The following is an 18,873-nucleotide window of genomic DNA, read 5'->3' as shown; positions in this document are numbered from 1 at the left end:
TTAAACCTTCAATCTTGACGGTTACAAAATTTTAAGCGAAATTTACACAAATTTGAAAGAACCAACATGCTAAAAACGGAAGAGCAGTATGATGCTGTTATAAAGGTTTGTCAGGAGCTTTATGAAAAGAAAATGCTGGATTACGGTTGTGCTTGGAGAATCCTTAGGCTGCCTTCCCTTACTGATCAAATTTTTATTAAAGCACAACGAATTAGAGGGTTACAAGAGAATGCCGTACGAAAAGTCGACGAAGGTGAAATTTCCGAATTTATAGGAATCATTAATTATGCGGTTATGGCCCTGATTCAATTGGAATTAGGCGTAGTCGAACAGCCGGATTTAGATGCAGGTAAAGCCCTATCGTTATACCAAAAGCACATAAAGGCAACCAAAGATCTTATGCTTAACAAGAACCATGACTATGGCGAAGCATGGAGAGATATGCGTGTAAGTTCCCTTACGGATCTTATTTTACAAAAATTATTACGGGTTAAACAAATAGAGAATAATGCTGGAAAAACGTTGGTAAGCGAAGGCATAGATGCCAATTATCAGGATATGATAAATTACGCTGTTTTTGCATTGATTCATTTAGATTTAGCCGAAAATTAAATCATATTCATGAAATATTTAATTGGAATAGTTAGAATATTTGTAGGTATACTTTTTGTAATCAGCGGGTTTATTAAACTGAACGATCCGGTCGGCTTTTCCTTTAAACTGGAAGAGTATTTTAGTCAAGGTGTTTTGGACTTGCCGGTTTTTGAGCCTCACGCATTAACCATTTCTTTGGTTGTAGTAATTTTTGAAGTATTGTTGGGAGTTCTCTTGATCTTGGGGCATAAAAGGAAATTTACATTATGGAGCCTCTTGCTAATGATTGTTTTCTTTACATTCCTAACATTTTATTCTGCTTATTTCAATAAGGTTACGGATTGTGGATGTTTTGGGGATGCTATCAAGTTAACACCTTGGGAATCTTTTACAAAGGATGTTGTACTCTTGGTTTTGATTCTCCTTTTGTTTTACGGGAAAAAATACATAACTCCACTCTTTAGGCCTTTTGTGACTAAGATGATTATTGCCATATCTATTCTGGCTTGTATTTTTTATGCGTATTTCGTCTTAAATCATTTACCGGTCATTGATTTTCGACCGTATGAAATAGGAAAGAATATAGAGGAAGGAATGGGTATTCCGGAAGGTGCCCCGAAACCTATCTATGAATATTCCTGGAAATTCAAGGTAAATGGTGAAGAACAAATTATTGCTACAAATGGGGACTATCCAACGGTGGATGGTGAGTTCATTGGCGTAGAAACGGAAGAAATTCAAGAGGGCTATGAACCACCGGTTCATGATTTCACCATTGAACAAAATGGGGAGGATTTTGCAAGTAGTTTGTTACAGGAACCTAAGTTGGTAATGGTTATCGCTTACGACTTAAGGAAATCCAATTTAGAGGTTTTTGAAGAAGTGAAGGAAGTGACGGATCAAGCATTAAATAAGGGGTATAAAGTTGTAGGGATGTCAGCTTCGGGTCCAGAGCAAACAAAGGCCCTCGTAAAACAATATAAGCTCGGTTTTGAATTTTATTTTACCGATCAAACCACTTTAAAGACGGTAGTCCGATCTAATCCTGGTGTGTTGGTTTTACAAAAAGGTACCATCAAACAAAAGGTACATTATAACGACTTGGACGAATTGGAGTTTTAAGTAAAAAGAATAGATAATAATTTAAGTAATAAACTTTTATAAAATGAGAAGTAAAATAGTTGCAGGAAACTGGAAGATGAATAAGAATTTAGAGGAAACGGAGGCTTTGTTGGCCGAATTGGCGGCTAAACTCCCGGATACAAAGGCGGAGGTTATGGTGGCCCCTACCTATGTAAATCTTGGGGCCGCGGTTCGAAACCTAGAAACTTCTCGTATAGAGGTCATTGCCCAAAATATGCATTTTGCCGAAAGCGGGGCTTATACAGGGGAAATATCAGCGGACATGTTGTTGAATATTGGTGTGGATACTTGTATTATTGGGCATTCTGAAAGAAGAGCCTATTTTGGTGAAACTGATGAGATTTTGGCAAAAAAGGTAAAGACAGCACTTGGAAAAGGCATACGGGTCATGTTTTGTTTTGGGGAAGAATTAGAAGACCGTAAATCTGGCAATCATTTCAATGTGGTAGAGAGTCAGTTGAAGAATGCATTATTCTCATTGGAGAATTCTGACTGGAGTAAAATTATTTTGGCCTATGAGCCCGTTTGGGCCATTGGAACTGGAGAGACTGCATCTCCTGAACAAGCACAAGAAATGCATGCATTTATTCGCAAAACGATTTCCGAAGCTTTTGATAGTTCCATTGCAAGCAACGTTTCTATTTTATATGGAGGTAGTGTAAAACCTGGAAATGCGGAGGAAATCTTTTCAAAGCCGGACGTTGATGGTGGACTTATTGGAGGTGCATCTTTAGTTTCCGATGATTTTGTTGCGATAATTAACGCAATATAATCCCAAGTAAAGTTTTTAAAAGTATAATTGATTGAAAGGGTATCTTGGATATCCTTTTTTTAATTGAAAAGTATGGGTGAGGTAATTTATTTAGAATACCAATTTAATATAGAACCCGTTCAACCAGCTAGCGATATTCTCATCGCCGAATTGGGTGAAGTAGGTTTTGAGAGTTTTGTTGAAGAAGGTGATGGTATTTTGGCCTACATACAAAAGAAGGATTGGAATGAGGATATTCTAAAGGGCATAAGCATACTGGAGAATGAAAGTTTTAAGGTGTCTTTCTTGATTAAAGAAATAGAACAAGAAAATTGGAATGCAACCTGGGAGCAAAATTTCAATCCTATTTTAGTGGATGAAATCTGTATGGTCAGGGCACCCTTTCATGAGAAGAAGAATGTGGAATATGACATTGTAATAGAGCCAAAGATGAGTTTTGGCACAGGTCACCATGAAACCACGCATATGATGTTACAACATATTCTTACGTTAGATTTGGGGGGTAAAGTAATATTGGATATGGGCTGTGGTACGGGTGTTTTAGCTATCCTAGCGGCTAAACGTGGCGCCGAAAAAATAGATGCCATAGACATTGATAATTGGTGTTATCTAAATGCAATTGAAAATGTTCAACGAAATCAAGTGGACAATGTTGAAGTTTTTGAAGGAGATGCAGGGTTATTGATAAATCAAAGATATGACCTTATCATCGCGAATATAAATCGGAACATCTTACTGGAAGATATCCCAAAATATAAGGATTGTTTGAAAAAAGAAGGTGTTCTTTTGATGAGCGGTTTTTATGATGAAGATTTGTATTCAATCACCAAAAGGTGCCAAGAAGTGGGGCTTTCATTCGAAAAAAAATTGAAAAAAAACAATTGGGTTGCTGCAAAATATGTATTTTAGGGAATAGATAAAACAATTGTAATGAGCACTAGAGAAAAAATTTCCGAGGAGCTCCTATTGGAGGATGAGACGGTTAAACAAAATGAAATTGTTCTATTTAATGATGATGTAAATACGTTTGATCATGTTATAGAGACATTGATAGCAGTTTGTGATCATACTCCAGAACAGGCTGAGCAGTGTTCCTTAATTGTGCATTATAAAGGAAAGTGCACGGTTAAAACTGGTGAATACAATGATTTGGAACCACAATGCTCTGGACTACTTAACGCAGGTTTAAGTGCGGAAATAAAATAAAATCGTACTCTTTATTTACTAGACTTTTCCACTTTCTAATAGAATTACATTTTTGAGTTTTTGAAAAAGGTTTATAGTACATGAATGTACATTATTACAAAAGCCATTGTAAAGCAGAAGAATACTAGAAACAATAAGAAATATTTCAAGAAGAAATTTGAAATCTTATTGAAAACGTTGGATGTCTTTCTAGATTTAAGTGGATTACCTTTTATCATCTATCTATTAAAAGCCGATAAAGATGATCTTAAAACTACTTATTTGACAAAATAATTGATAAGTAGATACTTATATTGGTTAAAATTAATCTAATCAATCCGCACCCTATCATGAAAATAAAAAACCCCTTAAAGAAAGGGGTTTAAATTTTTATATTCAAAAACAGTCTTAAACGAGTGGTACACCATTTAGACGTTTTTCAATTTTTTTCTTCTTTTCGGTTAAACGTTTCATCACATCCATTAAATTGGGATCCTTGGTCTCTTTATATACTTCGTTGATACTTAATATTAAAGCTTTAGCTTCCCTGGACGATTCCACCCTATCACTGGTGGACATGTTGCTCATTTTTCGACTTTCAAATTCTTGAGCCTTTTCGAGTAAATCCATTAATGTTTTTTTTCAAAGTTAACATAAAAAACAAATTAAGCAATTCTTTCCCAATTGGATGTAATTATAGTACGATCAGATTATAATATTTATGATGATTTTAACTAAAAACGGATTGAATTGACTTTGGTTTTAAATTTTAAAATTAAAACCATCTTCGACCTTTCTACTATATTTTTCCTCATCGAACTTGAATAGGAAAGCACCTTTTTTGGAGGAGCTCATATCTTTTTCGTCGAGTTTAATAAGGATATCAAAAGAATTGAATTTACTTATAAAATTACGTTTATCCAGTTTTTTGCCTAAAATGGCTTCGTAAAGTTTTTGAAGCTGTCGCATGGTAAATTTTTCTGGAAGTAACTCGAATCCAATAGGTTTACTTAGCGCCCTTCTTTTTAACCTGGCCATTGCCCTTTTGACCATTTCATTATGGTCAAAAATTAATTCCGGGGCTTTTTTAAGTGGAAACCATTGTGCGGAGTTTTGTTTAATCAATTCCTTGTCATGTTTGGCAATATCTATTAACGCATAATACGCTACGGACAACGTTCGATCAGCAGGATCACGGTCAACTTTACTATGCGTATAAAGTTGTTCCATGTAAATATCATGTAAGCCAGTTAAGTGGTGGAGCACTCTAGCCGCGGCAATGTCCAGGTTTTCTTCTTTTTTAAGAAACCCACCTATCAAGGACCATTTACCTTTCTCTGGTTCAAATCCCCTTTTTACCAAAAGTAGTTTCAATTCTTCGCTGTCAAAACCGAAAATAATGCAATCTACGGCAAGTAATACTTTATCCTCGTTGGTGTAAGAGCTTAAGGTCATTCTAGATTTAAATAAATATGAATTACAATCTACCTATATTATGGTAAATTTTATAATTTGAAGGAATTAATTCTCTTTAAGTGTTTAATAAACACTTTTTTTATTTATAATTGCTTGTTAATTCATTCTTTGATGATTTGAATTCAATGTTACTAAACCAAAAGGGTTTTCACCAACAATAAACACATTATCTTATGTACAGACGTATTTTTTTCTATTCTTTGATGCTAATTGTAGCGATTTACTCACAAACCACACTTGGTCAGACCGTAACCAATGTCAATATTTCTGAGTCTGACGATGCACCTATTATTAGTAGGCATATTTATGGGCATTTTGCCGAACATTTAGGTAGATGTATATATGAAGGATTTTACGTGGGTGAAAATAGTACCATTCCAAATTCCGCGGGTGTACGTTTGGATATCATAGAGGCCTTAAAGGAATTGCAAATACCAAATTTAAGATGGCCTGGCGGCTGTTTTGCGGATACCTACCATTGGATGGACGGTATTGGCGATTTGGAAAAAAGACCTACCATCGTAAATACATGGTGGGGTGGAGTAACAGAGGATAATAGTTTTGGAACCCATAACTTTTTGAACCTTTGTGAAGAGCTTGGAGCCGAACCTTATTTATCTGGTAATGTCGGTAGCGGTGGGGTACAGGAATTGGCCGATTGGGTGCAATATACCAATTTTAAAGGTAAGAGTCCCATGTCCGATTTAAGACGCGAGAACGGTAGGGATGAGCCCTGGACGGTTAAATATTGGGGCATTGGTAATGAAGCATGGGGTTGTGGAGGAAATATGCGCCCTGAATACTATGCAGATATTTATAAAAAATATGTCACTTTCATGTCAGATGCCGATATAGAGGGAGGATTGTACAAAATTGCATCTGGAGCGAGCAATGACGATTATAATTGGACCGAGGTACTTATGAAAAACATCCCCAAGAATATGTTAGAGGGTGTAGCCCTTCATCATTATTCAGTGATTGATTGGGATGCAAAAGGACCTGACGTTGATTTCGATGAGCAAACCTATTTTAACACCATGAAGGAATCATGGTTAATGGAGGAACTGATTGTCAAGCATACGGCCATTATGGATAAGTATGATGAGAAAAAGGAAGTAGATCTTATTGTGGATGAATGGGGAGGCTGGTATGAAGTTGCCGAAGGTACCAATCCGGGTTTCCTATATCAGCAAAACACAATGCGTGACGCCATGATCGCCGGAATGAACCTCAATATTTTCAATAATCATGCAGATCGTGTTAAAATGGCCAATCTGGCACAAACCGTGAATGTATTACAGGCCGTTATTTTAACAGAGGAGGAAAAGATGATTCTTACCCCAACTTATCACGTTATGAATATGTATAAGGTACATCAAGATGCAACCTTGATACCGTTATCATTTGACTCGCCCAAGTATACCCTAAAAGAAGAGTCCTTACCGGCCTTGACCATTTCAGCCTCTAAGGATGAAGGCGAAAAAACGCATATCTCATTTACCAATATTGATGCAAATAAAGCGCATACGGTATCTCTTGATTTGAATTCTTTAAACATAAAAAATATTTCGGGAACCGTATTAAGTTCAGATAGTTTGCAAGATCACAACACCTTTGAAAATCCGGATAAAATAGCACCCAAGGATTTTAAGGATTTCAAGTTTAAAAAAGGAAAATTAGAAGTGAATATCCCTCCTTTTTCTGTCATCGTCTTAGAGGGCTATAAGTAAAAAAAAATCAATGAAAAGAAATAAATTATTTCTAGCCACAATAATTACGCTGCTTATTTTATCAGCGTGTAAAAATGAGGCCAAAAATCAAGAAGTAGGAAGTGTTCCTGAAAAAGAATCGGGCTATGAAATCACTTCGGTAAACATTCAAAATGTCAAGTTGACAGACGAATTCTGGCTACCCATTATTAGGAGGGTACAGGAGAAAACCATCGAATACGCCATTGAAAAATGTGAGGAAGAAGGCAGATTCGATAACTTTTTAATCGCAGGTGGCAAAATGGAAGGTTCTGTACGCGGAGTAATGCCTTTTGACGATTCTGACGTATATAAAATTATCGAAGGAGCCTCTAACTCTTTGATCAGTTCCCCAAATCCAAAATTGGAGACTTTATTGGATTCGTTGGTAGGAATTATAAAAATTGGACAAGAACCCGATGGATATTTAACCACTTGGCGTACCATAGACCCCGCTAAACCGCCCGCTACTTGGGTAGAGGTCAAGGAAGGTAAAAGATGGGAATCGCTTGCGGCAAGCCATGAGCTTTACAATGCCGGCCATATGTACGAGGCTGCCGTGGTACATTATAAAGCTACCGGGAAACGGAATTTCTTGGATATCGCTATTAAAAATGCCGATTTAATGGTGGAAACCTTTGGTGAAGGAGAAGACAAGATAGCCGCTGTGCCAGGACATCAGATTATAGAAACCGGACTCATTAAACTATATGAGGTTACCGGGAAAGAAGACTACCTTGATTTGGCCAAGTATTTCTTGGACAATAGGGGCAACCCAGATAATCATGAACTCTTCGGACCCTATTCACAAGATCACGTTCCTGTGATAGAACAGGATGAGGTTGTAGGGCATGCAGTTAGGGCCGTATATATGTACGCCGCCATGACGGATATTGCCGCAATTAAAAATGATTCGGCCTACATGAACGCTGTAGATAACCTATGGGATAATATGGTGAGTAAAAAAATGTATATCACGGGGGGAATCGGAGCCAGACATGATCAAGAGGCTTTTGGCGACAATTATGAACTTCCCAACTTAACCGCATATAATGAGACATGTGCCTCTATTGGCGATGTATATTGGAACCATAGATTGTTCAATATGTCCGGGGATTCTAAATATTACGACGTTATTGAACGAACTTTATACAATGGACTAATCTCCGGGCTATCCTTGAGCGGTACAGAGTTCTTTTATCCAAATGCCTTGGAGTCCGATGGTAAATATGAATTTAACCAAGGGGCTGCAACCAGAAAATCTTGGTTCGATTGTTCTTGCTGTCCAACAAATGTCGTTCGGTTTATACCAGCCATGCCAGGTCTAATCTATTCAAAAACCGATAAAGATATTTATGTGAATTTGTATGCCTCGAATGAAGCAACCGTAGACCTACCTAATAATGCGGTTCAAGTTATACAAAAGACAAATTATCCTTGGGACGGTAACGTGGAGATACATGTAAAGGCCTCCCAAGCTGACAATTTCAGTCTTAAGATGCGTATACCCGGTTGGGCGAATAACGAAGTGCTTCCCGGCGGACTTTATGATTACGTAAACAACGTATCGGATAAGGTAGAGGTTTATATCGATGGCCAAAAGGAGGTCATCAATTCTTTGGGTGGCTATGTGACTCTTTCCAGTGAAAAAGTGAACGGAAAAACAATCGAACTTAAATTTCCAATGGAAGTAAGAAAGGTGGAGACCTCTGATAAAGTTGCTGAGAATAGAGGAAAAATTGCCTTGGAATATGGTCCTCTGGTGTATGCGGTCGAGGAGATTGACAATAAGGGGAACTATGATGAAATAACCATTCCATTAAATGACGATTTTAAAGTTCAAATGGAGCCGAATCTTTTAGGGGGTGTAAATACTATCCAAGATGATAATCTTAAAGCAATTCCCTATTATGTCTGGTCTAACAGGGGAGTTGGTAAAATGAAAGTGTGGTTGGATAGCTCACCGAAATAACAAAATAGAAAAGGTAAAATTGGAAAAAAATTACGTAATTGGATTGGATTATGGCTCAGATTCCGTTAGGGCTGTGCTTATTAATTCTGAAAATGGTGACGAGATTGCATCGGAAGTATGTTGGTATAGTCGGTGGAGGGATAATCAATATTGTAATCCATCTATAAACCAATTTAGGCAACATCCACTAGATCATATAGAGGGTTTAGAGAAAACGGTCAAGGCCGTTATGGCCAAAAGCAACATAGATCCGGCTGATGTCAAGGGAATTTGCATAGATACGACAGGTTCTTCACCTGTTCCACTAGATCAAGAGGGTACACCCTTGGCAATGGTGGAAGGATTTATGGAGAATCCAAATGCAATGATGGTACTCTGGAAAGACCATACGGCCATAAAGGAGGCCGAACAAATCAACGAACTTGCTACTACTTGGGGAGGTGAAAATTTTACAAAGTATGTAGGTGGTATTTACTCTTCGGAATGGTTCTGGGCCAAAATAGCCCATGTTGTAAAGGATGATGCGAGTGTTAAGGAGAATGCCCATACCTGGATGGAGCATTGTGACCTGATGACTTATTTACTTATCGAGAATAAGGACTTGAAATCATTTAAGCGCAGTCGATGTGCCGCAGGTCATAAGGCGATGTGGCATGAGAGCTGGGGGGGATTACCTCCTAAAGAATTTTTGGAAAAGCTCCACCCTTACTTGGCAGATTTAAGGGATAACCTTTACGATGAGACCTATACTTCAGATGAAGTTGCTGGAAATCTGAGTTTGGAGTGGGCTGAAAAATTAGGTCTTACCACGGATACCGTTGTCGCTGTGGGTACGTTTGATGCACATTCCGGTGCTGTAGGCGTCAAAATTGATGAACACGCTTTGGTCCGTGTTATGGGTACCTCTACCTGTGATATCATGGTAGCGACGGACAAAGAAATCGGAGGAAATACCATTAAAGGAATTTGTGGACAAGTAGAAGGTTCCGTAATACCGGGATTGGTCGGCTTAGAAGCCGGACAGTCTGCTTTTGGGGATTTACTGGCATGGTTTAAGGATGTCCTTTCATGGCCCATAGACAATTTGGTTTGGACTTCGGACGTTTTATCGGAAGAGCAGAAAATCGACCTAAAGAAAGAAATAGAGCGCGATTTTATTAGAAAACTTTCAGAGGCTGCAGAGTCCATACCCTTATCGGAAAGTATCCCAACGGCATTGGACTGGATCAACGGCCGCCGTACACCGGATGCGGATCAGAACCTTAAAAGCGCTATTACCAATTTATCTTTGGGTAGTAAGGCACCACATATATTTAAAGCTTTAGTGAATGCCATCTGTTTTGGTTCTAAAAAAATAGCAGACCGTTTTCAAGAGGAAGGAGTTGTGATAAACTCGGTAATCGGTATTGGGGGTGTTGCCAGAAAGTCACCTTTTATCATGCAAACGCTAGCAAATGTTATGAATATGCCCATTAAAGTAGCCGAATCCGACCAGGCACCTGCATTGGGAGCAGCTATTTATGCCGCTGTGGCCTCGGGAATTTATCCGGATGTAGTGGAGGCCAGTAAGTTTATGGGAAGTGATTTTGAAGCTGAGTATCTTCCTGAAGAAAACGCCATAGATACGTATAAACAGTTGATGGAATCTTACACCGACTTGGGAGATTTTATCGAAAATTCAATCCAAAATAAATAAGAAATGAGTTCAAAATACCAAGCACTCAAGCAAGAATGTTTTGAGGCCAACATGGCCCTGAACGATTTAGGTTTGGTTATCTATACCTTTGGTAATGTTAGTGCAGTAGATCGCGATAATGGGGTTTTTGCCATTAAGCCTAGTGGAGTTGCTTATGAAAAATTGAAACCTGAAGATATTGTAATTTTGGATTACGATAATACCATAATCGAGGGGAAAATGAGACCTTCATCGGATACAAAAACCCATGCTTTTCTGTACAAAAATTGGGAACATATTGGCGGTATAGCACATACGCATGCCATGTACTCCGTAGCTTGGGCACAGGCCCAAAAGGATATTCCTGTATTTGGAACCACGCATGCGGATCATCTAACTGCAGATATTCCCTGCGCAGAACCCATGAGGGATGATCTAATTGAAGGCAACTATGAGCACAATACCGGAATCCAAATAATCGATTGTTTTAACGAACGTGGACTTTCATCGGAGGTGGTAGAAATGGTCCTGCTTGGAAACCACGGGCCTTTTGCATGGGGCAAAGATGCTGCCAAGGCGGTTTACAATAGTAAAGTATTAGAAACAGTGGCTCAAATGGCCTATTTAACCTTACAAATTAATCCTAAGGCTCCAAGGCTTAAGGATGCCTTAATAAAAAAACATTACGAACGTAAGCATGGCAAAAATGCCTACTACGGACAATAACAACCTAAAATAATTTATAATCAAGAATATGGCAGAAAAGGAAATTTGGTTTGTAACGGGTAGCCAGCATTTATATGGACCTGAAACGTTAAATCAGGTAGCTGAAAATTCACAGGAAGTAGTTAAAGGCTTAAATGCCTCCAAACATATACCCATTAAAATAGTTTATAAACCAACGGTAAAGACCCCTCAAGAAATTACAGATGTTTGCTTGGAAGCAAGTTCGAATAAAAATTGCATCGGTATTATTACTTGGATGCATACGTTCTCACCCGCTAAAATGTGGATTAAGGGATTAAGTGTGCTGAACAAACCCTTATGCCATCTTCATACACAGTTCAATGCCCAGGTTCCCTGGGAGTCCATAGATATGGATTTTATGAACTTAAATCAATCCGCCCATGGAGATCGGGAATTTGGTCATATGATGACCAGGATGAGGAAGAACAGAAAAATAGTTGTAGGGCATTGGCAGACGGATAGAGTACAACAAAAGTTAGGTAACTGGACGCGTGTAGCATTAGGGTGGGATGAATTCCAAAACCTTAAAGTTGCCCGTTTGGGAGATAATATGCGAGAGGTGGCCGTGACAGATGGTGATAAAGTAGAGGCGCAGTTTCGCTTTGGTTTTTCTGTGAACGGCTATGATTCTTCGGATGTAGTTGCCCATATGGAAAAATCGAGCCAAGAAGATATTGATGCCTTGGTACAAGTATATGAAGACTCCTATGAACTAAGTGATAAACTCAAAGTAGGAGGGGAGCAAAGACAGTCATTAGTAGATGCCGCCAAAATTGAATTGGGACTTCGATCATTTTTGGAAGAAGGAAATTTTACAGCATTTACCGATACTTTTGAAAACTTAGGTGAACTGAAACAACTTCCTGGTATTGCCACCCAAAGATTAATGGCGGATGGCTACGGATTTGGTGCTGAAGGGGACTGGAAGACATCGGCATTGCTAAGGGCATTGAAGGTGATGGCCTCTGGTATGGAGGGTGGAACATCCTTTATGGAAGACTATACGTATCATTTTACACCGGAAAAATCATATGTGATGGGGTCTCATATGCTGGAAATTTGTCCTACGATTTCAGAGGGTAAACCATCATGTGAAGTACATCCATTGGGAATAGGAGGTAAGGAAGATCCTGTTCGTTTGGTTTTTAACGCTCCTGCCGGTCCTGCGATAAATGTCTCGTTGGTGGATTTGGGCAACCGTTTTAGATTGATCGTAAATGAAGTGGAGGCTGTAAAACCTATGGGAGAATTACCTAATTTGCCAGTGGCCAGGGTCTTATGGGATGCAAAACCGAATTTAGAGGTGGCCGCTACGGGATGGATTCTTGCTGGAGGTGCCCATCATACGGTCTATACTCAAGCGCTAACGACCGAATTTATGGAAGATTTCGCCGAAATGGCCGGAATTGAATTAGTGGTCATCGATAAGGATACGTCGATTAGAAACCTAAAAGACCAATTGAATGCCAATGAAACATATTTTCACTTATTTAAAAATAATTTGTAAAAGGTTTTAACTATGAAACGATTAATCAACTTATGCTATACAATCGCACTATTATCAGCATTTGCAATCAATGTAAATTGCAAAGGGAAAACTGAAAATAAAAATAAAACGGAAATGCCAGAAGAAACAATGGAACCAGTAACGATAACACAAAGTGAGTACGGAGAAACAAAGGATGGTGAAAAAGTGACCATGTTTTCACTTAAAAATGTTGGTGGAATCGAAGTTGACATTATTACCTATGGCGGACGTATAACTTCGTTAAGGACTCCGGATAGCGAAGGTAATATGGAAAATGTGGTCTTGGGCTTTGATGATTTGGTCCAATACGAAAAGGACAATCCTTTTTTTGGAGCATTGATCGGAAGATATGGCAACCGTATTGCCAAAGGAAAGTTCAGTATCGGTGAAGAAGCATACACCTTGGCACAAAACAATGGGGAAAATAGCTTGCATGGAGGTTTAAAAGGTTTTGACAAGCAAGTTTGGGACGCAAAAACCGAGGAAGGCGATAATTCTGCCTCGTTGATTTTAACATATTTAAGTAAGGACATGGAAGAGGGCTTTCCCGGAAACCTGAGTACCACGGTAACCTATACACTTCACGAAGATAATTCCTTGGATGTGCTCTATGAAGCTACAACGGATAAGGCCACCGTGGTGAACCTTACACAGCATGCCTATTTTAATTTATCTGGAGATTTTTCCAACACTATTTTGGACCACGTGGTTGAAATCGATGCGGATGCATATTTACCAGTTGATAGTGGTCTGATTCCTACCGGAGAGTTGAGGCCGGTTGAAGGAACTCCTTTTGATTTTAGGGAACCCAAGACGGTAGGTCAGGATATTTCCGAAGAGAACGAACAATTAAAATTGGGAGGCGGTTATGATCACTGTTGGGTATTGAATGACCAACAGGCAGGTTTTAGAAAAGTGGCAAGCGCTTATCATCCTGGAACTGGTAGGTTTTTGGAGGTCTCCACGGATGAGCCGGGCATTCAATTCTATACAGGAAATTTCTTGGACGGGACGCTTCCGGCACCAAATAATGGAACATATGCAAAGCGAAGCGGGCTTTGTTTGGAGACCCAACACTATCCCGATTCTCCAAATCAAGAAGAATTCCCTGCAGTGGTTTTAAACCCCGGGGAGAAATATGCTACGAAAACAACATTTAAATTAACCACCAAATAACGGCAAAACTAAACCAATTAATTATGCAAACACTTGATACTTTTGACTGGGTAGCTATTGTATTCTATTTTCTGATCCTACTAGGAATCGCCGTGTGGGTCATCAGAAAAAAGGAGGACAACACGGAAGATTATTTTTTGGCCGGCCGTAATGTAGGTTGGTTTGTAGTGGGTGCTTCCATATTTGCATCCAACATTGGTTCGGAACATGTCGTGGGGCTTGCAGGGGCTGGGGCCAGCGATAAGCTCCCCATGTTGATATATGAAATCCATGCTTGGATCGTATTGATTTTAGGATGGGTGTTTTTACCTTTTTATGCACGTAGTGGGGTGTTTACAATGCCCGAGTTTTTGGAAAAACGGTTTGACGCCCGCTCTCGTTGGGTATTGTCCATCTTTTCCATTGTGGCCTATGTATTGACCAAAATATCCGTAACCATTTATGCGGGTGGGGTCGTAGTTTCCGCCTTATTGGGCATCGACTTCTGGACAGGAGCTATCGCCACGGTAATATTAACAGGTATTTATACCGTTCTAGGTGGAATGCGAGCCGTAGTTTATACGGAAACCTTACAGGCCGTTCTCCTGGTAATTGGTGCCGGAGTTCTTACCTATTTAGGTCTTGAAAAAGTTGGGGGATGGGGCAGTTTGGTAGAAACTGTTAAGCCGGAATATCTGAATATGTGGAGACCACCTAGTGATCCGGATTTTCCTTGGCCTTCCTTGGTGATTTCCAGTACCATCGTGGGAATTTGGTATTGGTGTACGGACCAATATATTGTGCAAAGGGCATTGACCGCAAAAAATATAAAAGAAGGTAGAAGGGGAACCATTTTTGGGGCCGTTATGAAACTTATGCCCGTATTCCTCTTTTTAATTCCCGGGGTCATTGCTCTGGCCTTAAAAATGAAGGGGGAACTACATTGGGACTCCCCTGATGAAGCATTTCCCGTATTGATGAGTAATGTGTTGCCGTCCGGTTTGCGAGGTCTCGTAGCTGCTGGTCTATTGGCAGCCTTGATGAGTTCATTGGCCTCGGTATTTAATTCGGTATCCACATTGTTTACTGTAGATATTTATAAAAAATTAAGACCCAATACTCCAGAAAAGAAATTGGTGCGTACGGGTCAGTTGGCGACTGTAGTAGTGGTTTTTATCGGTATTATTTGGATTCCTATCATGGCGAATATTTCCGGGGTGCTTTATGAATATTTGCAAAGCGTTCAATCCTATATCGCGCCTCCAATAACCGCTGTATTTCTTTTGGGTATTTTCCACAAGCGAATTAATGGTTTAGGAGCTTTTGCCACATTGATTATGGGTATCATTGTTGCTGCCATCCGAATAGTTTTGGAATTGATTAAAGGCGATTTGAATCCGGATGGATTTTTGTACAAAATGGGCAGCATGAACTTTTTGACCTTTGGAGCCTGGTTCTTTTTGGTATGTGTTGTATTTGCAGTAGTGACCAGTCTTTTTGCTCCGGCACCATCAGCAGAGCAGGTGGCCAACTTAACCTTTGGAACCATAAGCGAAGAAGAAAAAAGTAAAAATAAGAATAGTTACAACTGGAAGGATATTGTTATCTCCATATTGGTTTTAGCAGTAGTAGTCGGTATTATGATATTTTTCAATGGAAAATAAGTTATAACTTTTGGACTAGTTAAAATCCAGAAAAAGTAATTAAAAGCCAGGTTTTACAAAACCTGGCTTTTTCTATTATAAAGTGCTATGAGAATAATCATGTAATCAAACTTTTATTCTTAGTACATTTAAGGAACAACATTGAAATCAAATTAATAGATTATGAAACGTATTTTATCTCTTCTTTTGTTTACTGTAGCACTTTTCCTTTCCAATCCAGACGTAAACGGCCAGAAAAAACTAGACAAGCAAACTGTTGCAGACTTACAAACAACACCCAACTATGCTTTTGTTCTTACTACGGAACGCCATTTTAAAGGGGTATTGAGTATGTATGACTTACTTCTCGAAAACGGCGTTCAAATTGATAACTATGAAATTGTGGTAAAAGGTATGGTCGTTAAACAATTGACTAAAGAATCGGAATTGGAACAATTTTTTCAAAAATATAAGGGAAAGGTTAAGGTAAGCGTCTGTAGTGTAGCCATGGAAAAACTGGGTGTGGAAGCAGAATCCCTTTTTGACGGTTTGGACATCACTCCAACCGCCTCGGTACGGATGCTTCAATTGCAGGCCAAAGGATATAATACTTTGACGTACTAAATGGGTTGTGATATGGTCACAATTTATGTTGTTTAGGATAAGGTTCGGAACGACATAGTATATGTCGATATAACGGACAAGCCCATATAAGGCAATATTTCTACCAATTTTTTAATGGGTTCAATGACCCGGATACTGTCAAATATTACGAACGTTTTTGTGAGATACTAAAAGCTTCTACCACAAGTATCAGTAAGAATTCGGGCTTAAGTTTGTAAAGCGAATTACAAAATGAGAAACGTAAGTTCGAAAGGTTCTCCAGGCCAAAAATTATAGGGCTCCTTCACCTCCTATAGAATTTTCGAATACTAACTTCATGAGGGCGATTTGAAAATAATGCTGTAGTTGCGCTATCTATAGGCAAATCATGATATGGAATAGCTTTGTCTAAATAGTATATGTACATCCTAAAGATGTTTGTATCTCCACGCTAACGCAAAACAATCTCTTGGGTACCGCGTTGGTTCGTATCGGAAAACCATAAAACCTATATTTCAATTTTAACAAAAAGTTGTGTTTTTGAGACTGAAATATTCAAGTACTATGTATTACATTTGTATATACAAATGTTGTATAGACATTAAAATAAATAAAGTTTAATAATCAAATATTAATTACAATGGAAAAAACAAATAAGTGGGTCATTGACCCAACGCACTCGGAAGTAAGTTTTAAGGTGAAGCACATGATGATTTCTAGGGTTACCGGCCATTTTGAAGAATTTGAAGCCACCATCGATACCGAGAATGACAAATTCGAAAATGCTTCACTATCGGTTGAAATCGGTATAGGTTCCATTAATACCAAAAATAAGGATAGGGACGCCCATCTTATGTCCGAAGATTTTTTTAAAGCGGATGAATACCCTAAGATGGCCTTCACTTCAAAGTCGTTCACCGATGACAAAATTATTGGTGATTTAACCATACGTGACGTAACCAAGGAAGTAACTTTGGATGTTGATTTTAATGGTATCGCAGTAGATCCTTATGGTCAGACCAAAGCTGGATTTGAAATTAGTGGAAAGATTAATAGAAAAGATTTTAATCTAACATGGAGTGCCGTAACGGAAGCTGGAAATGTCGTAGTGTCCGATCAAGTCAAAATGGTTATCGATGCCCAGTTTATTAAGCAATAAAGTGGTCGATATTAACTAAAGTTGGACTAATGGTATTGCAAACTACGATTTAAATATTCTCCATCTTTACATTAAATGGAAATCAATCCCTGGTCAAACCTCTTGGGGTGATGATTTAATTCTTAATGTTCATTGTGGGGTATTTGGATTAAAGATATAGTTAATCGTCTACAATAAAGAAAATAGAGTGCCTAGTTGACAATTGACATTAAACCATTTTAAATGCTAGTCCAAAACAACGAAACCTTGCGAATCTTAGATTTGGCAAGGTTTTCCCTTTTTATTGGAATTTCCTCCCATTCAATGCAGGGTTGTTTGCTAGGTAAACTTCTTTTGCATCCCGTGCCGAAAATTAAAAAAGGCAAACCCTACGATAAAGTCTATAGCTCTTTTTATTTATAGCAATGAGATCGAATTGACTTTCAGTTCCATATGATATGTAATTAATATTATCGCGAAAAAGTCGTTTGTAAGTGTATATTTAGCTTTTAAATCAAGCTTAGATATAATAAACTATAAGGTTTAGTCTCAGTTTACTAAATTGCCTCTAAAATAGAAATATAGTAAATTGTTAATGTATACAATTGTTCTCGGCAATACCTCAACCTCAACTTGGTTCATTTCAATCGCCAAGTATCGGTTTCGTAGGTAAAAGGAAACTATCGTTTCAACGCTTTTACCGTTGACGAGAACGGCTCGCGGATATTGAATAAAAAAAGCCCTTGCAACTCCGCTGGAGTTGACTAAATATTTTAAGATGGATGAATGGATAGAGAAATTACTTTCTGACTTTAATAAAACTGGGTTTATTTCAGAAAAAGGCTCTGCTAGTTTTGATTATAGAGAAGAATATTTTTTATATAAAAAAGCGGTTATATACCTAGAAGGAGAGGGAATAATAGAATCCCATAAAAATTCAATGTATAAAATAACGAATAAGGGAATAGACTTAATTGAAAACAGTAATTGGACAGAATACAAATCAAACAAGGATGAAAATGAAAGATTTGAAAAAGAAAAGTCCAGAATAGACCTAAAACTGGCAAAAGAGACCTTAAAAGAGCTTCCAAAAACTAAATGGTTTGCAAGGGTTGGGTTTTTCATTGCAGTTGTCTTAGCGTTAAAAGAGTTAGGTATATGGTTATGGCAATTATGGTTCCAATAAGTAGAAACCTTATTTCTTGTTTATCATTTTTAAAGAACTTCATTTAATTATAATTTATAATTACTAAAATTGTACTGCCGAGAACAATGCATCCTATGAAAAGCCCTAGTCCAGTTCTCTAAAGTTAATTAATATTTTCTTTTTGCCTTAAACCACCTTTTTTTTAATATAACTTGCTCCGCATCCTATTTGTGATACACCTTTTTTATTAGGGTTCACCAGCATCTGTATGATTATAAATTATAATAAACTCGGCCACTTGCTATAAAGATGTGATTCCAATTTCTTGAATCACCCACGTTGTTTTG

At 38.2% G+C, this 18,873-nt stretch carries 18 protein-coding genes; 16 read left to right on the top strand and 2 right to left on the bottom strand.

What is annotated here, in order from left to right:
* The first annotated feature begins 66 nt into the window (after positions 1-66).
* From PP182_RS00090 to PP182_RS00065, 6 genes are all read left to right on the top strand, one after another.
* The gene (locus PP182_RS00090; protein WP_272649293.1) at positions 67-612 is read left to right on the top strand and encodes a DUF1599 domain-containing protein; all 546 of its coding nucleotides are present in this window, start codon (positions 67-69) and stop codon (positions 610-612) included.
* Between the two features lie 9 nt (positions 613-621).
* Positions 622-1,716, top strand: a complete 1,095-nt coding sequence (locus PP182_RS00085) for a BT_3928 family protein (RefSeq protein WP_272649292.1) — start codon at positions 622-624, stop codon at positions 1,714-1,716.
* A gap of 43 nt (positions 1,717-1,759) precedes the next feature.
* Positions 1,760-2,509: a triose-phosphate isomerase gene (gene tpiA, locus PP182_RS00080; RefSeq protein ID WP_272649291.1), complete on the top strand. Its 750-nt coding sequence runs from the start codon at positions 1,760-1,762 to the stop codon at positions 2,507-2,509.
* Between the two features lie 72 nt (positions 2,510-2,581).
* Complete coding sequence (prmA, locus tag PP182_RS00075) at positions 2,582-3,418, top strand: 50S ribosomal protein L11 methyltransferase (RefSeq protein WP_272649290.1); 837 nt, start codon at positions 2,582-2,584, stop codon at positions 3,416-3,418.
* A gap of 21 nt (positions 3,419-3,439) precedes the next feature.
* Complete coding sequence (locus PP182_RS00070; RefSeq protein WP_272649289.1) at positions 3,440-3,715, top strand: ATP-dependent Clp protease adaptor ClpS; 276 nt, start codon at positions 3,440-3,442, stop codon at positions 3,713-3,715.
* Between the two features lie 84 nt (positions 3,716-3,799).
* Positions 3,800-3,988, top strand: coding sequence for a hypothetical protein (locus PP182_RS00065; protein WP_272649288.1), 189 nt, complete (start codon positions 3,800-3,802; stop codon positions 3,986-3,988).
* A gap of 114 nt (positions 3,989-4,102) precedes the next feature.
* On the opposite strand, the gene PP182_RS00060 is transcribed toward PP182_RS00065, so the two are convergent.
* Together PP182_RS00060 and PP182_RS00055 are read right to left on the bottom strand one after the other, a co-directional pair.
* The gene (locus PP182_RS00060; protein ID WP_272649287.1) at positions 4,103-4,324 is read right to left on the bottom strand and encodes a hypothetical protein; all 222 of its coding nucleotides are present in this window, start codon (positions 4,322-4,324) and stop codon (positions 4,103-4,105) included.
* 132 nt (positions 4,325-4,456) lie between these two features.
* Positions 4,457-5,149, bottom strand: coding sequence for an NUDIX hydrolase (locus tag PP182_RS00055; protein ID WP_272649286.1), 693 nt, complete (start codon positions 5,147-5,149; stop codon positions 4,457-4,459).
* A 194-nt stretch (positions 5,150-5,343) separates the two neighbouring features.
* Here PP182_RS00055 and PP182_RS00050 point away from each other — a divergent pair, with 194 nt between their 5' ends.
* From PP182_RS00050 to PP182_RS00005, 10 genes are all read left to right on the top strand, one after another.
* A complete protein-coding gene (locus PP182_RS00050; protein WP_272649285.1) occupies positions 5,344-6,900 on the top strand; it encodes an alpha-N-arabinofuranosidase in 1,557 nt (518 codons plus the stop codon).
* 10 nt (positions 6,901-6,910) lie between these two features.
* A complete protein-coding gene (locus PP182_RS00045; protein ID WP_272649284.1) occupies positions 6,911-8,890 on the top strand; it encodes a glycoside hydrolase family 127 protein in 1,980 nt (659 codons plus the stop codon).
* A 19-nt stretch (positions 8,891-8,909) separates the two neighbouring features.
* Entirely contained in the window at positions 8,910-10,586 is a 1,677-nt protein-coding gene (locus PP182_RS00040; protein ID WP_272649283.1) for a ribulokinase, read from the top strand.
* Positions 10,587-10,589: 3 nt separating this feature from the next.
* Positions 10,590-11,291, top strand: coding sequence for an L-ribulose-5-phosphate 4-epimerase (locus PP182_RS00035; RefSeq protein WP_272649282.1), 702 nt, complete (start codon positions 10,590-10,592; stop codon positions 11,289-11,291).
* Positions 11,292-11,319: 28 nt separating this feature from the next.
* The gene (araA, locus tag PP182_RS00030) at positions 11,320-12,819 is read left to right on the top strand and encodes an L-arabinose isomerase (protein WP_419197716.1); all 1,500 of its coding nucleotides are present in this window, start codon (positions 11,320-11,322) and stop codon (positions 12,817-12,819) included.
* Between the two features lie 12 nt (positions 12,820-12,831).
* Positions 12,832-14,016: an aldose epimerase family protein gene (locus PP182_RS00025; RefSeq protein WP_442915269.1), complete on the top strand. Its 1,185-nt coding sequence runs from the start codon at positions 12,832-12,834 to the stop codon at positions 14,014-14,016.
* Between the two features lie 23 nt (positions 14,017-14,039).
* Complete coding sequence (locus PP182_RS00020) at positions 14,040-15,659, top strand: sodium:solute symporter (protein ID WP_272649280.1); 1,620 nt, start codon at positions 14,040-14,042, stop codon at positions 15,657-15,659.
* 162 nt (positions 15,660-15,821) lie between these two features.
* Positions 15,822-16,262 (top strand): DsrE family protein, encoded by a 441-nt coding sequence (locus PP182_RS00015; RefSeq protein WP_272649279.1) that lies wholly within the window; start codon positions 15,822-15,824, stop codon positions 16,260-16,262.
* A gap of 619 nt (positions 16,263-16,881) precedes the next feature.
* Positions 16,882-17,400 carry a YceI family protein gene (locus PP182_RS00010; protein ID WP_272649278.1) on the top strand — a complete coding sequence of 173 codons (519 nt, stop codon included), beginning with the start codon at positions 16,882-16,884 and terminating at the stop codon, positions 17,398-17,400.
* A 757-nt stretch (positions 17,401-18,157) separates the two neighbouring features.
* Positions 18,158-18,565 carry a hypothetical protein gene (locus PP182_RS00005; RefSeq protein ID WP_272649277.1) on the top strand — a complete coding sequence of 136 codons (408 nt, stop codon included), beginning with the start codon at positions 18,158-18,160 and terminating at the stop codon, positions 18,563-18,565.
* The last annotated feature ends 308 nt before the right edge of the window (positions 18,566-18,873 follow it).

This window comes from Maribacter sp. PR1, from assembly GCF_028464145.1.
Lineage (GTDB): Bacteria > Bacteroidota > Bacteroidia > Flavobacteriales > Flavobacteriaceae > Maribacter.
This window is presented reverse-complemented; position numbering and strand designations above follow the sequence as displayed.

Coding starts and splice junctions, on each gene's coding strand:
- prmA (WP_272649290.1), top strand. CDS start 2,582: ATGGGTGAGGTAATTTATTTAGAATACCAATTTAATATAGAACCCGTT.
- PP182_RS00025 (WP_442915269.1), top strand. CDS start 12,832: ATGAAACGATTAATCAACTTATGCTATACAATCGCACTATTATCAGCA.
- PP182_RS00090 (WP_272649293.1), top strand. CDS start 67: ATGCTAAAAACGGAAGAGCAGTATGATGCTGTTATAAAGGTTTGTCAG.
- PP182_RS00065 (WP_272649288.1), top strand. CDS start 3,800: ATGTACATTATTACAAAAGCCATTGTAAAGCAGAAGAATACTAGAAAC.
- PP182_RS00015 (WP_272649279.1), top strand. CDS start 15,822: ATGAAACGTATTTTATCTCTTCTTTTGTTTACTGTAGCACTTTTCCTT.
- PP182_RS00045 (WP_272649284.1), top strand. CDS start 6,911: ATGAAAAGAAATAAATTATTTCTAGCCACAATAATTACGCTGCTTATT.
- PP182_RS00020 (WP_272649280.1), top strand. CDS start 14,040: ATGCAAACACTTGATACTTTTGACTGGGTAGCTATTGTATTCTATTTT.
- PP182_RS00005 (WP_272649277.1), top strand. CDS start 18,158: ATGGATGAATGGATAGAGAAATTACTTTCTGACTTTAATAAAACTGGG.
- PP182_RS00085 (WP_272649292.1), top strand. CDS start 622: ATGAAATATTTAATTGGAATAGTTAGAATATTTGTAGGTATACTTTTT.
- PP182_RS00070 (WP_272649289.1), top strand. CDS start 3,440: ATGAGCACTAGAGAAAAAATTTCCGAGGAGCTCCTATTGGAGGATGAG.
- PP182_RS00050 (WP_272649285.1), top strand. CDS start 5,344: ATGTACAGACGTATTTTTTTCTATTCTTTGATGCTAATTGTAGCGATT.
- araA (WP_419197716.1), top strand. CDS start 11,320: ATGGCAGAAAAGGAAATTTGGTTTGTAACGGGTAGCCAGCATTTATAT.
- PP182_RS00055 (WP_272649286.1), bottom strand. CDS start 5,149: ATGACCTTAAGCTCTTACACCAACGAGGATAAAGTATTACTTGCCGTA.
- PP182_RS00035 (WP_272649282.1), top strand. CDS start 10,590: ATGAGTTCAAAATACCAAGCACTCAAGCAAGAATGTTTTGAGGCCAAC.
- PP182_RS00060 (WP_272649287.1), bottom strand. CDS start 4,324: ATGGATTTACTCGAAAAGGCTCAAGAATTTGAAAGTCGAAAAATGAGC.
- PP182_RS00010 (WP_272649278.1), top strand. CDS start 16,882: ATGGAAAAAACAAATAAGTGGGTCATTGACCCAACGCACTCGGAAGTA.
- tpiA (WP_272649291.1), top strand. CDS start 1,760: ATGAGAAGTAAAATAGTTGCAGGAAACTGGAAGATGAATAAGAATTTA.